Source organism: Gordonia insulae (assembly GCF_003855095.1).
Classification (GTDB): Bacteria; Actinomycetota; Actinomycetes; order Mycobacteriales; family Mycobacteriaceae; genus Gordonia; species Gordonia insulae.
The window spans coordinates 3,595,319-3,610,208 of the sequence record NZ_CP033972.1; the positions used below are offsets into that span (position 1 = coordinate 3,595,319).

General features: G+C 67.4%; 10 protein-coding genes and 1 pseudogene. All 11 read left to right on the top strand.

Annotation, left to right across the window (positions count from 1 at the left end; translation table 11 throughout):
• The first annotated feature begins 72 nt into the window (after positions 1-72).
• The 11 genes and pseudogenes from D7316_RS16380 (at position 73) to nuoN (ending at position 14,872) form a co-directional block, all read left to right on the top strand.
• Positions 73-765, top strand: coding sequence for an NADH-quinone oxidoreductase subunit C (locus D7316_RS16380; RefSeq protein WP_408610073.1), 693 nt, complete (start codon positions 73-75; stop codon positions 763-765).
• Entirely contained in the window at positions 765-2,144 is a 1,380-nt protein-coding gene (nuoD, locus tag D7316_RS16385; protein WP_197718250.1) for an NADH dehydrogenase (quinone) subunit D, read from the top strand. The genes D7316_RS16380 and nuoD overlap by 1 nt, the downstream gene beginning before the upstream one ends.
• Positions 2,141-4,191, top strand: a pseudogene (gene nuoF / locus D7316_RS16390) (NADH-quinone oxidoreductase subunit NuoF). The gene nuoD and the pseudogene nuoF overlap by 4 nt, the downstream one beginning before the upstream one ends.
• Entirely contained in the window at positions 4,188-6,602 is a 2,415-nt protein-coding gene (locus D7316_RS16395; RefSeq protein ID WP_124709198.1) for an NADH-quinone oxidoreductase subunit G, read from the top strand. Before nuoF ends, D7316_RS16395 begins: the two are co-directional and overlap by 4 nt.
• Positions 6,599-7,924 (top strand): NADH-quinone oxidoreductase subunit NuoH, encoded by a 1,326-nt coding sequence (gene nuoH, locus D7316_RS16400; protein WP_124709199.1) that lies wholly within the window; start codon positions 6,599-6,601, stop codon positions 7,922-7,924. The genes D7316_RS16395 and nuoH overlap by 4 nt, the downstream gene beginning before the upstream one ends.
• Entirely contained in the window at positions 7,917-8,453 is a 537-nt protein-coding gene (nuoI, locus tag D7316_RS16405) for an NADH-quinone oxidoreductase subunit NuoI (RefSeq protein WP_124709200.1), read from the top strand. Before nuoH ends, nuoI begins: the two co-directional genes overlap by 8 nt.
• Entirely contained in the window at positions 8,450-9,328 is an 879-nt protein-coding gene (locus D7316_RS16410; RefSeq protein ID WP_124709201.1) for an NADH-quinone oxidoreductase subunit J, read from the top strand. The genes nuoI and D7316_RS16410 overlap by 4 nt, the downstream gene beginning before the upstream one ends.
• Positions 9,325-9,624, top strand: a complete 300-nt coding sequence (gene nuoK, locus D7316_RS16415) for an NADH-quinone oxidoreductase subunit NuoK (RefSeq protein WP_124709202.1) — start codon at positions 9,325-9,327, stop codon at positions 9,622-9,624. Before D7316_RS16410 ends, nuoK begins: the two co-directional genes overlap by 4 nt.
• A 9-nt stretch (positions 9,625-9,633) precedes the next feature.
• On the top strand, positions 9,634-11,532 hold the full coding sequence (gene nuoL, locus D7316_RS16420) for an NADH-quinone oxidoreductase subunit L (RefSeq protein WP_124709203.1): 1,899 nt from the start codon (positions 9,634-9,636) through the stop codon (positions 11,530-11,532).
• On the top strand, positions 11,529-13,157 hold the full coding sequence (locus tag D7316_RS16425) for an NADH-quinone oxidoreductase subunit M (RefSeq protein WP_124709204.1): 1,629 nt from the start codon (positions 11,529-11,531) through the stop codon (positions 13,155-13,157). Before nuoL ends, D7316_RS16425 begins: the two co-directional genes overlap by 4 nt.
• Positions 13,154-14,872: an NADH-quinone oxidoreductase subunit NuoN gene (gene nuoN, locus D7316_RS16430; protein WP_124709205.1), complete on the top strand. Its 1,719-nt coding sequence runs from the start codon at positions 13,154-13,156 to the stop codon at positions 14,870-14,872. The genes D7316_RS16425 and nuoN overlap by 4 nt, the downstream gene beginning before the upstream one ends.
• The last annotated feature ends 18 nt before the right edge of the window (positions 14,873-14,890 follow it).

Consider the following 14,890-nt stretch of genomic DNA (forward strand, 5'->3'; position numbering starts at 1 on the left):
AAACCGGCGAGCCGATCAACCACCCCCGGCCAGGACGACCCCGCACCGGAGACCGTCGGCACAGCCGGTGAACTGACCAGAGACGAGCAGACCGGGCCCGAGCAGATCGGGGTGCGCAAGGGCCTGTTCGGGGTGCACGGCAGCGGCGACACCTCCGGGTATGGCGGCCTCGTGCAGGCGGTGACCCTGCCGGGGAGTTCCGAGCGACCCTTCGGCGGCTACTTCGACGACATCGCGGACGAACTCGCGGTCGGTCTGGGCGAACTGCCACCGCCGGGATCGAGCTACGACGACGCCATCGAGAAGGTGGTGATCTTCCGCGGCGAGATGACGTTGCACGTCCGCCGCGAATACCTGCGCGCGGTCGCATTGACCCTGCGCAACCGCGACACCCTCCGGTTCGAACTCTGCTTGGGCGTCAACGGCGTTCACTATCCCGACGACCACGGGCGGGAGCTCCATGCGGTCTGGCCGCTGACCTCGATCACCCACAATCGACGTCTCCGCCTGGAGGTGTCGGTCGCCGACTCGGACCCGCACATCCCGACGCTGACCGACATCTACCCCACCGACGACTGGCACGAACGCGAGACCTACGACTTCTTCGGCATCGTGTTCGACGGGCACCGGTCGCTCACCCGGATCGAGATGCCCGACGACTGGCAGGGCCACCCGCAACGCAAGGATTATCCGCTCGGCGGAGTTCCGGTGGAGTACAAGGGAACCCGTATCGCACCACCCGACCAGCGGAGGTCGTACAGCTGATGACCACCACCGACAACGGTTCCCCCACCCACCGTCCGCCCAGCGATGCCGGACCCGGCGCCGACAAAGACGTACGTCCCACCCAGACCTACACGGTCTCCGGTCAGGACTGGGACGAGATCGTCACCGCCGTCCGGGAACGCGCGGCCGCCCAACCCGGCGACGAACGCATCGTGGTCAACATGGGACCGCAGCATCCGTCCACCCACGGGGTCTTGCGACTGATCCTGGAGATCGAGGGCGAGACGGTCACCGAGGCACGCTGCACGATCGGCTACCTGCACACCGGGATCGAGAAGAATCTCGAGTACCGCAACTGGACCCAGGGCGTCACCTTCGTCACGCGGATGGACTACCTGTCACCGTTCTTCAACGAGACGGCGTACTGCCTCGGGGTGGAACGCCTTCTCGACATCACCGACGACATCCCCGAACGTGCGAGCGTCATCCGCGTGATGTTGATGGAGCTCAACCGCATCACCTCACATCTGGTCGCGCTGGCCACCGGCGGCATGGAACTCGGCGCCGTCACCGCGATGTTCCTCGGCTTCCGGGAACGCGAGATGATCCTCGACCTCTTCGAGCTCATCACCGGACTGCGGATGAATCACGCCTACATCCGACCGGGCGGGGTCGCGCAAGATCTTCCCGCGGACGCGCTGGACCGGGTGTCCGAGGTACTCGACGTCCTGCCGTCGCGGCTCGACCAACTCGGGGATCTCCTGAACGACAACTACATCTGGAAGGCACGCACCCAGGGTGTCGGCTATCTCGACCTCACCGGATGCATGGCGCTGGGCATCACCGGGCCGGTCCTGCGCTCCACCGGACTGCCCCACGACCTCCGGAAGTCGCAGCCGTACTGCGGCTACGAGAACTACGAGTTCGACGTCATCACCGACACCACCTGCGACTCCTACGGCCGCTACCTGATCCGGGTCAAGGAGATGCGCGAATCGATCCGCATCGTCCGCCAATGCCTCGAGCGCATCCGGCCGGGACCGGTCATGGTGGAGGACCGCAAACTGGCGTGGCCCGCCGACCTCGCACTCGGACCCGATGGCCTCGGCAACTCACCCGAGCACATCGCGAAGATCATGGGCACCTCCATGGAGGCGCTCATCCACCACTTCAAGCTGGTGACCGAGGGGATGCGGGTGCCGGCCGGCCAATGCTATGTGGCCGTCGAGTCACCGCGCGGCGAACTGGGCGTGCACATGGTCAGCGACGGCGGGACCCGCCCGTACCGGGTGCACTATCGCGACCCGTCGTTCACGAATCTTCAAGCGGTGGCGGCGATGTGTGAGGGCGGCATGGTCGCCGACGTCATCACCGCCGTCGCCAGCATCGACCCGGTGATGGGAGGGGTTGACCGATGACCGACCCGGTGTTCGTGGATCTGACCGCACCACCCGCGGAAGGTGTGCCGATCGTCGCGCCCGCGCCCCACCCGACCATCCGTTTCGACGGCCCGCCGGCATACCCCGACGATGTCGCCGAACGGTTGGCCACCGACGCCGTCGGCATCATCGCCCGTTATCCGCAGCGCCGGTCCGCGTTGCTGCCACTGCTGCACCTGGTGCAGTCCGAGGACGGCCAGATCACCCGCGCCGGTGTCACATTCTGCGCAACACAGCTGGATCTGACCACCGCCGAGGTCGCGGCGGTCGCCACCTTCTACTCGATGTACCGGCGATCACCCACCGGTGAGTACCTCGTCGGGGTCTGCACCAACACCCTGTGCGCCATCATGGGCGGAGACGAGATCCTCGCCGCCCTGACCGAGCACCTGGGCATCTCCCCCGGCGAGACGACCCCCGACGGTCGGATCACCCTCGAACACGTCGAATGCAATGCCGCCTGCGACTTCGCCCCGGTGGTGATGGTGAACTGGGAGTTCTTCGACAACCAGACACCCACCGAGAGCATCGAACTCGTCGAGGACCTCCGGGCGGGCGTCTCCGTCACACCCGCCCGCGGCACCGGCACGGTGTGCTCGTTCCGCCAGACCGCGCGGCTGCTCGCCGGGTTGACGGAACGTCCCGTCGACGGGGATCTCTCATGACCGCGACCCTGCCGGGCGCCGAACCCGCCGAGCCCCCGGTACTCAGCCGATACTGGTCCGAGCCCGAGTCGTGGTCGCTGCGGAACTACGAGTCACACAACGGCTATACCGCGTTGCGTACCGCGCTGACCACGGCGCCGGACGACATCATCGAGACCATCAAGGCCTCCGGTCTCCGTGGTCGCGGCGGCGCCGGATTCCCGGTCGGCCTCAAGTGGTCGTTCATCCCGCAACAGGATCCCGACCGGCCGACCGATCCCACCGCACCACCGCATTATCTGGTGGTCAACGCCGACGAGTCCGAGCCCGGCACGTGCAAGGACATGCCACTCATCTTCGCGTCCCCGCACGCGCTGGTGGAGGGCGCCATCATCGCCGCCTACGCGATCCGCGCCCACCACGCGTTCATCTACCTGCGCGGGGAGGTCGCGTCGGTGCTGCGGCGACTCCGCGCCGCCGTCGAGGAGGCCTACACCGCAGGCTATCTCGGACGCGACATCCTCGGTTCCGGCTTCGACCTCGAGTTGGTGGTGCACGCCGGGGCCGGTGCGTACATCTGCGGCGAGGAGACCGCACTCCTCGACTCACTCGAGGGACGTCGTGGACAGCCCCGCCTGCGGCCGCCGTTCCCCGCCGTCGCGGGGCTCTACGCGAGTCCTACCGTCGTCAACAATGTGGAGTCGATCGCGAGCGTGCCCCCGATCATCCGCAACGGCATCGACTGGTTCCGTGCGATGGGCACCGAGAAGTCGCCCGGGTTCACCCTCTACTCGCTGTCCGGGCACGTCACACGACCTGGTCAGTACGAGGCGCCACTGGGGATCACGTTGCGGGAGTTGCTCGATCGTGCCGGTGGGGTGCGGGCGGGACATCAGTTGAAGTTCTGGACGCCGGGCGGATCGTCGACGCCCATCCTGACCGACGAACATCTCGACGTCCCCCTCGACTACGAGGGCGTCGGTGCCGCCGGATCGATGCTGGGCACCAAGGCCTTACAGATCTTCGACGAGACGACGTGTGTGGTGCGCGCGGTGTTGCGCTGGACCGAGTTCTACGCCCACGAATCGTGCGGCAAGTGCACGCCCTGCCGGGAGGGCACCTACTGGTTGGTGCAGTTGCTGCGCCGGCTCGAAGCCGGCGACGGCGCACCCGAGGACCTCGACACGCTCGCCGACATCACCAACACCATCGTCGGAAAGTCGTTCTGCGCCCTCGGTGACGGCGCCGGCAGCCCGATCGTCTCGTCTCTCAAGTACTTCCGCGATGAGTATCTGGCCCACTTCGACGGTGGCTGCCCGTTCGATCACCACCGGTCGACGGTCTTCGCCGACGCCGCACCCGCCGCAGGAGGTGTCCGTTGACCGCAGTCGACGATGCTCGAACCGGACAGCAGCCGGCGTTGGTGTCGGTGACGATCGACGGCACCGAGGTCTCCGTGCCGCCCGGCACCCTGGTGATCCGCGCCGCCGAGATGATCGGCACGCAGATCCCCCGGTTCTGCGACCATCCCCTGCTCGATCCGGTCGGCGCCTGCCGACAGTGCCTCGTCGAGGTGGAGGGCCAGCGTAAACCGTTGGCGTCCTGCACCACCGTGTGTACCGAGGGCATGGTGGTACACACCCAGCGCAGTTCCGAGGTCGCCGAGAAGGCGCAGCGCGGCGTGATGGAGTTGCTGCTGATCAACCATCCGCTGGACTGCCCGGTCTGTGACAAGGGTGGCGAATGCCCACTGCAGAACCAGGCGATGTCCTCAGGTCGGGGTGACTCCCGATTCACCGGCGTGAAAAGGACCTTCACCAAACCGGTGCCGTTGTCGTCGGAGGTCCTGCTGGACCGGGAACGTTGCGTGCTGTGCGCCCGGTGTACCCGATTCGCCGGCCAGGTGGCCGGCGACCCGCTCATCGACCTGGCTGATCGCGGTGCGCTGCAACAGGTCTCCATCTACGAGGACGACCCGTTCGAATCGTACTTCTCCGGCAACACCGTGCAGGTCTGTCCGGTGGGCGCGCTGACCAGCACCGCCTATCGGTTCCGGGCACGACCCTTCGACCTCGTCTCCTCCCCCAGCGTCTGCGAGCACTGCGCGAGCGGGTGCGCGCAACGCACCGATCACCGTCGCGGAAAGGTGTTGCGGCGCCTCGCCGGCGACGATCCCGAGGTCAACCAGGAGTGGAACTGCGACAAGGGCCGGTGGGCGTTCGCCTACGCCACCGCCGCCGATCGTCTGACCGCGCCGATGATCCGGTGGACGGATGGCTCGCTCCGCGAGGTGTCGTGGGCGCACGCCTTGCGACACGCCGCCGAGGGTCTCGCCGCCGCGCACGGCCGGACCGGCGTGCTGACCGGCGGCCGGCTGACCGCCGAGGATGCCTACGCGTACGCGCGCTTCGCCCGAACCGTGCTGGACACCAACGACATCGACTTCCGGGCCCGCACGCACAGCGCCGAGGAGGCCGACTTCCTGGCCGCGCACATCGCCGCCCGGCCCGACGACGTCACCTACGACGAACTGGGCGCGGCGCCGGCCGTACTCATGGTGGCGTTCGAACCGGAGGAGGAGTCGCCGATCGTGTTCCTCCGGCTGCGCCGAGCGGTGCGGACCGCGGGCCAGCAGGTCACCACCATCGCGGCGTTGCGCAGCCGCGGGGCGGCGAAGCTCGACGCCGCATGGCTCCCGACCGTCCCGGGAGACGAGGCGGCCGCGTTGGATTCCGACGCCGCGGTCGAGGCCGCCGCCGCACCGGGCTCGGTGATCCTGGTGGGTGAACGGCTCGCCGGAAGCCCGGGCGGACTCAGTGCGGCCGTGCGCCTGGCCGAACGCACCGGAGCGCGGCTCGCCTGGATACCCCGGCGGGCGGGCGAGCGGGGTGCGCTGGAGGTCGGCGCGGCGCCGAACCTGTTGCCGGGTGGTCGGCCCGTCGCGGATCTGTCCGCACGCACGGAGATCGCGCTGGCCTGGCAGCTCGCCGATCTGCCCAGCGTTCCCGGCCGCGACACCACAGGCATCCTGGATGCGACACTGCGCCAGGAGATCTCCGCACTGGTGATCGGCGGGGTCGAATTGGACGACCTGCCGGATCCGGTGGCCGCGGCGACCGCGGTCGGCCAGGCGGGCTTCGTCGTCAGCCTCGAACTCCGCCGCACCGCCGTCACCGAGCACGCCGATGTCGTCCTACCGGTCGCCGCCGCCGCCGAGAAGGCCGGCATGTACCTCGACTGGGAAGGGCGGGCGCGCCCGTTCGCGACGGCGCTGCCCGAGGTCGGCACGCTACCCGACCACCGCGTGCTGGGCGCCCTGGCCCGGCAGATGGGCGTCGACCTGCGGTGTGACGACACGACGATGATCCGCGCCGACCTCGAGCACGTGGGCGCCTGGCACGGTGCGCGTCCACCGTCGCCGACCGTCGAGGCGGCCTCTAACAATCATCTCGCCGACGAGACCCGCCGGGCGGTCCTCGCCACCTGGCGCATGCTCCTGGACAACGGACGCCTGCAGGACGGCGAACCCCATCTCGCCGGTACCGCACGAACTCCCGTGGCCCGCATGTCCCCCGCCACCGCCACCGGGATAGGCGCGACCGACGGCTCGTCGGTCGAGATCGGCACCGAGCGCGGTGCCATCACCCTGCCGCTCGAGATCACGGACATGGCCGACGGGGTCGTGTGGGTGCCGGCGAACTCACCGGGATCAGCTGTGCACGCTCAGCTACGGGCCGACCCGGGCGACGTCGTCGCGATCGCCGTCGCGACCCCGACCCAGGAGGCACGATGAGCTTCCCCTCGCTCGCCGACTTCGGTCACGATCCCTGGTGGCTCATCCTCATCAAGGCGGTCGCCGTGTTCGGCTTCCTGGTCGCCAACCCGTTGGCCGCCATTCTCATCGAACGAAAAGTCATGGCGCGGATGCAGACCCGCATCGGCCCCAACCGTGTCGGTCCCCGTGGCCTGCTGCAGAGCCTCGCCGACGGGGTCAAGCTCGCGCTGAAGGAGGGGATCGTCCCGGCGGGCGTCGACAAGCCGATCTACCTGCTGGCCCCCATCATCGCGGTGGTGCCCGCGGTCATGGCGTTCGCGGTGATCCCGATGGGGCCCATGGTGTCGGTGTTCGGTCACCAGACTCCGCTACAGCTCACCGATCTCCCGGTGGGTGTCCTGTATGTCCTCGCGATCACGTCGGTCGGCGTGTACGGCATCGTGCTGGCAGGGTGGTCCTCGGGTTCCACCTACCCACTGCTCGGTGGCCTGCGGTCGACCGCACAGGTGATCTCCTACGAGATCGCGATGGGCCTGACCTTCGCGGCGGTCTTCATCGATGCCGGCACCATGTCGACGTCGGGCATCGTCGCTGCGCAGGAACATCATTGGTATGTTCTGCTGCTGTTGCCCTCGTTCGTGATCTACGCGATCTCCATGGTCGGTGAGACCAACCGCGCTCCGTTCGACCTGCCGGAGGCCGAGGGTGAACTCGTCGGCGGATTCCACACCGAGTACTCGTCGCTCAAGTTCGCCATGTTCATGCTGGCCGAGTACATCAACATGGTCACCGTGTCGGCCCTGGCGACCACGCTGTTCCTCGGCGGCTGGCAGGCCCCCTGGCCGGTCAGCATGTTCGACTGGGCCAATTCCGGGTGGTGGCCGATCCTGTGGTTCACCATCAAGGTCTGGGTGTTCCTCTTCGTGTTCATCTGGCTGCGCACCAGCCTCCCCCGTCTGCGTTACGACCAGTTCATGAATCTGGGTTGGAAGGTGCTCATCCCGATCTCCCTGACCTGGGTGATGGTGGTCGCGCTGATCCGGGCGGCGGTCGGAGGATCTTCCGACGACGACCTCGTCCGCTCACTGGTGTCGGCCGGGGCCGGGCTGGTGGTGACCGCATTGATCGGCTACGCCGTCTGGCGGCTGATGAGATTGCCGACCGCGCCGGAGGTCTCGACCCGCGGCTCCTCCGTCGCCGCCACTCCGCCGGCGGGGGAGACGTTCGATCCGATGGCCGGCGGATTCCCGGTGCCACCGATGCCCGGACAGGTGCTGCCGCCGCGAACCACCACACCACCACCTCCATCCGACCACGCGAAGGAGACGACCGATGCCTGACTTCCTCTCACCGATCAGTGGACTCGGGGTGACGTTCTCGTCGATGTTCTCCCCCACCATCACCGAGCAGTACCCCGAGCAGAAGACACCGACGGCACCGCGCTATCACGGTCGCCACCAACTGAATCGCCATCCCGACGGGCTGGAGAAGTGCATCGGCTGCGAGCTGTGCGCGTGGGCGTGCCCGGCCGACGCCATCTACGTCGAGGGCGCCGACAACACCGAGGACGAACGCTACTCGCCGGGCGAACGATACGGCCGCGTCTATCAGATCAACTACCTGCGCTGCATCGGCTGCGGACTCTGCATCGAGGCATGCCCGACGCGGGCGTTGACCATGACCAACGACTACGAGATGGCCGACGACAACCGCGCCGACCTGATCTACGAGAAGGATCGGCTGCTCGCGCCGCTGGAACCCGGCGTCGAGCCGGCACCCCACGACATGGCGCCCGGCTCCACCGAGGAGAACTACTACCGCGGTGAGGTGTCCACGGACGGTCGGCTCGTCGCCAAGGACGAGTCGTGACAGCACTGCTCGCCGCCGAGCTCACCCGCACGTCGTCATCGCTCCCGCTCGCTGCGCTCCCGGCGACCAGCACGGGCGAGGCCGTGCAGTTCTGGGCGCTCGGCGCGGTCGCGGTCCTCGGTGCACTGGGCGTGGTGTTCGCGACCAAGGCCGTCTACTCGGCCGTCTTCCTGGCCACCACGATGATCATCCTCGCGATCTTCTACGTCGCGCAGGGCGCATTGTTCCTCGGCGTCGTACAGGTGGTGGTCTACACCGGCGCGGTGATGATGCTGTTCCTGTTCGTCCTCATGCTGATCGGTGTCGACTCGTCGGACTCGTTGGTGGAAACCCTTCGTGGACAACGTGTCGCAGCCGTCGTCCTCGGTATCGGCTTCGGTGTGTTGCTGATCGCGGCGATCGCGAACGCATCGCTGGCGGTGTTCGCGGGGGCACCGACGGCCGGGCCGCCCACGGTGTCCGGCACCACGGGCTCCGACGGCAACATCGAGGCGATAGCGCAGTTGATCTTCGTGCAGTATCTGTGGGCATTCGAGCTGACCGGTGCGTTGCTGATCGCGGCCACCCTGGGCGCGATGGTGCTGGCGCACCGGGAACGGTTCGGACCGAAACGCAGTCAGCGTGAACTGTCGGAGGAGCGGTTCCGGCTGGGCGTCGACATGACACCGATGCCGAGTCCCGGTGTCTACGCCCGTCACAACGCCGTCGATGTCCCGGCGCTGCTGCCCGACGGCACCCCGTCGGAGCTCTCGGTCAATGCGACGCTGAAGCCCCGCCCGCCCGTCGTCGCGGGTGACCGCGAATCGGACACTCACATACCCGGTCGCTCCGCGAACGACAGCATCCGCCGATCTCTCGGGGAGGGCCGTCGATGAACCCCGAGAACTACCTGTACCTCTCGGCGCTGCTGTTCACCATCGGCGCCGCCGGGGTACTGCTGCGCCGCAACGCGATCGTCGTGTTCATGTGCGTCGAGCTGATGCTCAACGCGGCCAACCTGGCGTTCGTCACCTTCGCGCGGATGCACGGATCGTTCGACGGCCAGGTGATCGCGTTCTTCACGATGGTCGTCGCGGCGGCCGAGGTGGTGGTGGGACTGGCCATCATCATGACGATCTTCCGTGCCCGGCGTTCGGCCTCGGTCGACGGCACAGATCTGTTGAAGCGGTAGGAGGCCCGGGTGAGCACTGATTCGTCCGCAGCTCTGCTCTGGTTGGTCCCCGCTCTTCCGTTGGTCGGCGCGGTGATCCTGCTCATCGCCGGCCGGCGCACCGATCGGTGGGGACACGTGCTGGGCACCGCGCTCGCGCTCGCGTCCTTCGTACTCGGGTCGGCCATGTTCACCGGGATGCTGGGCCGTGCCACGGATGACCGTGCGGTGCACCAGGTCCTGTTCACCTGGGTGCCGGTCGGCGAGTTGCAGGTCGACTTCGGTCTTCAACTCGACCAGCTGTCGATGTGCTTCGTGCTGTTGATCACCGGCGTCGGTTCCCTGATCCACATCTATTCGATCGGCTACATGGCCGACGACCCGGACCGTCGTCGATTCTTCGCCTATCTCAACCTCTTCCTGGCCGCCATGCTGGTGCTGGTGCTGGCCGACAACTATCTCGGCCTCTACCTCGGCTGGGAGGGCGTTGGTCTCGCGTCCTACCTGTTGATCGGCTTCTGGCAGTACAAGCCGACCGCGGCGACCGCCGCGAAGAAGGCGTTCGTGGTGAACCGGGTCGGCGACATCGGCCTCGCCGTGGCGTTGATGCTGATGTTCGCGACATTCGGCGCGGTGTCCTTCGAGGCGGTGTTCGGTGGTGCTTCCGCCGCCGGTCAGAGTGTGCTCACCGCACTGGGATTCATGTTGCTGCTGGCGGCGTGCGGCAAGTCGGCACAGGTTCCGCTGCAGTCGTGGCTGGGCGACGCGATGGAGGGCCCCACCCCGGTGTCGGCGCTCATCCACGCCGCCACCATGGTCACGGCAGGCGTCTACCTGATCGCCCGCTCCAACCCCATCTTCGATCTCGCACCGGCGGCTCAGGTCGGCGTCACCGTCGTCGGCGCGGTGACCCTGCTGTTCGGCGCGATCATCGGCTGTGCCAAGGACGACATCAAGAAGGCTCTCGCGGCGTCGACGATGAGCCAGATCGGGTACATGATCCTCGCCACGGGTCTCGGGCCCGCCGGTTACGCGTTCGCCATCATGCACCTGCTGACCCACGGCTTCTTCAAGGCCGGCCTGTTCCTCGGCGCCGGATCGGTGATGCACGGGATGAACGACGAGACCGACATGCGGCGCTTCGGTGGGTTGCGCACGGTCATGCCGATCACGTTCGTCACCTTCGGGCTCGGCTACCTCGCCATCATCGGTGTGCCACCGTTCTCGGGGTTCTTCTCCAAGGACCCGATCATCGAGTCGGCGTTCGCCTCCGGCGGGGTCGGCGGCTGGCTCCTCGGCGGCGCAGCCCTGCTCGGCGCGGGTATCACCGCCTTCTACATGACGCGCGTGATGCTGTTGACGTTCTTCGGCGAGCGCCGCTGGCAGGAGGATGCGCATCCGCATGAGTCGCCGGGCGTGATGACCGCGCCGATGATCCTGATCGCGATCGGATCGGTGATCTCCGGCGCCGTGCTGGCGTGGGGTGATGCGTTGGTGCACTGGCTCGAACCCGTTGTCGGCGAAGAACACCACGAGCTGGCGGTGCCGGCCTGGGTGGTGACCGTGACGATCCTCGCGGTGGTGGCGATCGGTGTCGCGATCGCGTGGCGCCAGTACGCGACCCGCCCGGTGCTCGAGGTCGCCCCGGAAGACGTGTCCGCCCTGACCGTCGCGGCACGGCGAGATCTGTACGGCGACGCCGTCAACGAGAAGCTGTTGATGCGGCCAGGCCAAGAACTCACCCGCCAGCTCGTCGCGGTGGAGAGCGACGGTGTCGACGGTCTCACCACCGGGATCGGCACCACCGTCGGCCGGCTGTCCCAGCGAATACGCGGCTGGCAGAACGGCTACGTGCGGTCATACGCGCTGTCGATGTTCGCCGGGGCGGTCCTGATCGTCGCGATGGTGATGGTGGTGAACGTCCTGTGACCGCACCGTGGCTGACCATCCTGTGGCTCCTGCCGGCCGTCGGCGCCGTTGCGGTACTGGCGGTTCCGAGTAACCGGCCCGGCATCGCCAAGTGGCTCGGGCTGGGCGTCACCCTGGGTGTGCTCGCCGTGTCACTCGGCCTGGCTGCCGGCTTCGACACCACCGGCACCGGTGCGCGGTACCAGTTCGTCGAGGACCACAGCTGGATACCCGCGCTCGGCACACGCTATGCACTGGGGCTCGACGGTATCGGGCTGGTCCTGGTGTTGTTGACGGCGGTGTTGTTGCCGGTGCTCGTCCTGGCCGGCTGGAACGATGCGGACCATGTCGGGTCGCTGGATCATTCGGGCGGTCGCCGGCAGAAGGGACCGCACACCTACCTCGCGTTGACCCTGGCGGTCGAGGCGATGGTGTTGATGAGTTTCGTCGCCCTCGACATCCTCCTGTTCTACATCTTCTTCGAGGCGATGCTGATCCCGATGTACTTCCTCATCGGCGGATTCGGCACGACGGTCGGTGTCGACCGATCCCGGGCGGCGGTGAAGTTCCTGCTGTACAACCTGTTCGGCGGTCTGATCATGCTGGCCGCGGTGATCGGACTGTACGTGGTCACCGCCCGCTCCGGACTCGGCACCGGCGGTGGCGGGACGTTCGACCTGCGAGCCGTGGTCGACGCGGTGTCGTCGGGACAGCTCGACGCCGGCACCGGCCTGATCAAACTGCTGTTCCTGGGCTTCATGTTCGCATTCGCCGTGAAGGCGCCCCTCTGGCCGTTCCATTCGTGGCTGCCCGACGCGGCGGTCGCCGCCACCCCGGCCGGCGCGGTACTGATGATGGCGGTCGTCGACAAGGTCGGCACATTCGCGATGCTGCGATTCTGCCTGCAGCTGTTCCCGGACGCCGCACGGTATTTCGCCCCGCTGATCGCGGCCCTGGCGGTGATCGGCATCGTCTACGGCGCGATCCTCGCCATCGGCCAGACCGATGTCATGCGGCTGATCGCCTACACCTCGATCTCGCACTTCGGTTTCATCATCCTGGGCATCTTCGCGCTGACCAGTCAGGGGCAGACCGGATCGACGCTCTACATGGTCAACCACGGGATCTCCACCGCCGCACTGTTCCTGATCGCCGGCTTCCTGGTCTCTCGCCGCGGTAGTCGTCTCATCGCCGACTACGGCGGAGTCCAGAAGATCGCGCCCGTCCTGGCCGGGACGTTCCTCGTGGCCGGGCTGGCCACACTGTCGCTGCCCGGCCTTGCACCGTTCATCAGCGAATTCCTCGTGTTGATCGGGACATTCACCCGCTACCCGGTGGCGGCGGTGATCGCGACGAGTGCCCTGGTGCTGTCGGCCATCTACGTCCTGTGGCTCTACCAGCGGATGATGGGCGGGCCGGCCACGCTCACAGAGGGCCCCGGCGCGGCGACCCGGTCGATGCGCGATCTGCACGGTCGGGAACTCCTGGTGGTGACGCCGCTGATCGCTCTGCTCCTCGTCTTCGGCGTCTATCCCAAACCTCTGCTGGATCTGATAGATCCGGCGGTCGCGCACACGATGAGCACGATTCACGAACAGGACCCCCAACCGGCGGTCCCGACCGATCAGGACGGAGGTCCGAGATGACCGTCATACATCTCGACTCATTCCCCGTCGCTTCCCTCGCCTCTCCCGCCATCGATCCGCCCAGCGTCGAGTACGGCCTGCTCTCGCCGATGCTGATCGTGTTCGGGGTCGCCGTCGTCGGGGTGCTCGTGGAGGCCTTCTCCCCGCGTCGTTTCCGTTACCCCATCCAGCTGGTGCTCTCCCTGGTCGGTCTGGTCGCCGCGTTCATCGCGGTTGTCGGGGTCGCCGTCGCGGAGGCGAAAGACGGTGGCACAGGACAGTTCGCGATGTCGGGGGCCGTGGTCATCGACCGCCCGACGCTACTCCTGCAGGGACTGCTGGTGCTCGTGGCGATCCTGGCGGTCGCGTTCATGGGCGAACGTCGCCTCGAACGGGTCGTGGCGGCGCCGTCGATGACGTTGCGCATCAGCGACGGACCCGGGGCGGCCGCGAAGGCGACGCTGGACTCGGTCGAGGCGGACATGTTCACCCCGTCGGGCGCGTCCGTGCCCAACACCGACGCCGAGTTCGAGGCGACGCGCGCAGGCGGGCTCACCACGGAGGTCTTCCCGCTGACCCTGCTGGCGGTCGGCGGCATGATGCTGTTCCCGGCGTGCGGCGACCTGCTCACGATGTTCATCGCCCTCGAGGTCTTCTCATTGCCGCTGTACCTACTGTGCGGGCTGGCCCGGCGCCGGCGACTGATCTCCCAGGAGGCGTCGCTGAAATACTTTCTGCTGGGCGCGTTCTCGTCGGCGTTCTTCTTGTTCGGCGCCGCATTCGCGTACGGGGCCACGGGCTCCCTGCAGCTCGGCGCGATCGGCGAATCCATCGCGGGGATGGTCGCCGACCCGGGTGGCGACACCATCCTGCCGCTGATCGCGCTCGGCCTGCTGTCGGTCGGCCTGCTGTTCAAGGTCGGTGCGGTGCCATTCCATTCGTGGGTTCCGGATGTGTACCAGGGTGCCCCGACACCGGTGACCGCGTTCATGGCGGCGGCCACCAAGATCGCCGCCTTCGGCGCCCTGCTGCGCGTGTTCCATGTCGGCTTCGCCGACCTGAAGTCCGATTGGGAGCCCGCGCTCTGGGTGGTCGCGATCGCCACCATGCTGGCCGGCGCGCTGATGGCGGTGACACAGACCGACGTCAAGCGCATGCTCGCCTACTCGTCGATCACCCACGCCGGCTTCATTCTGCTGGGCCTCATCGCGTTCGACGAGGCAGGTGTCGCCGCGACATTGTTCTATCTTGCGGCGTACGCCTTCTCGACGTTCGGTGCGTTCGCGACGGTGGCGGTGGTTCGCGAGACCGACCGGGCATCGGGGCCGCATCTGTCCGGCCGCGAGGCCACCGAGATCTCCCAGTGGGCCGGTCTCGGTCGACGTTATCCCCTTGTGGGGGCGATGTTCTCGATGTTCCTGCTCGCCTTCGCCGGCATTCCGTTGACCAGTGGATTCATCGCGAAGTTCGATGTGTTCGCCGCGTCTGCGGGCGCGGGCGGCGGCGTACTGGTGGTGATCGGTGTGATCAGCAGCGCCATCGCCGCATACTTCTACATTCGGATCATCGTCGCGATGTTCTTCGCCGACGTCCCCGTCGATGCACCGCACGTGGTGAAGCCGAGCGTGCTGACGACGTCGTCGATCGCCGTCTGCACCGTGATCACCATCGCATTGGGCATCTTTCCGCAACCACTGCTCGAACTCACCGAGAAGGCAGCGCAGTTCTTGAGCTGAGGCGTCCACCGACCGGAC

What these genes read in the sequence shown, in the direction of transcription:
- nuoD (WP_197718250.1), top strand. Translation starts at nt 765, where the DNA reads ATGACCACCACCGACAACGGTTCCCCCACCCACCGTCCGCCCAGCGAT.
- nuoH (WP_124709199.1), top strand. Translation starts at nt 6,599, where the DNA reads ATGAGCTTCCCCTCGCTCGCCGACTTCGGTCACGATCCCTGGTGGCTC.
- nuoI (WP_124709200.1), top strand. Translation starts at nt 7,917, where the DNA reads ATGCCTGACTTCCTCTCACCGATCAGTGGACTCGGGGTGACGTTCTCG.
- nuoK (WP_124709202.1), top strand. Translation starts at nt 9,325, where the DNA reads ATGAACCCCGAGAACTACCTGTACCTCTCGGCGCTGCTGTTCACCATC.
- nuoN (WP_124709205.1), top strand. Translation starts at nt 13,154, where the DNA reads ATGACCGTCATACATCTCGACTCATTCCCCGTCGCTTCCCTCGCCTCT.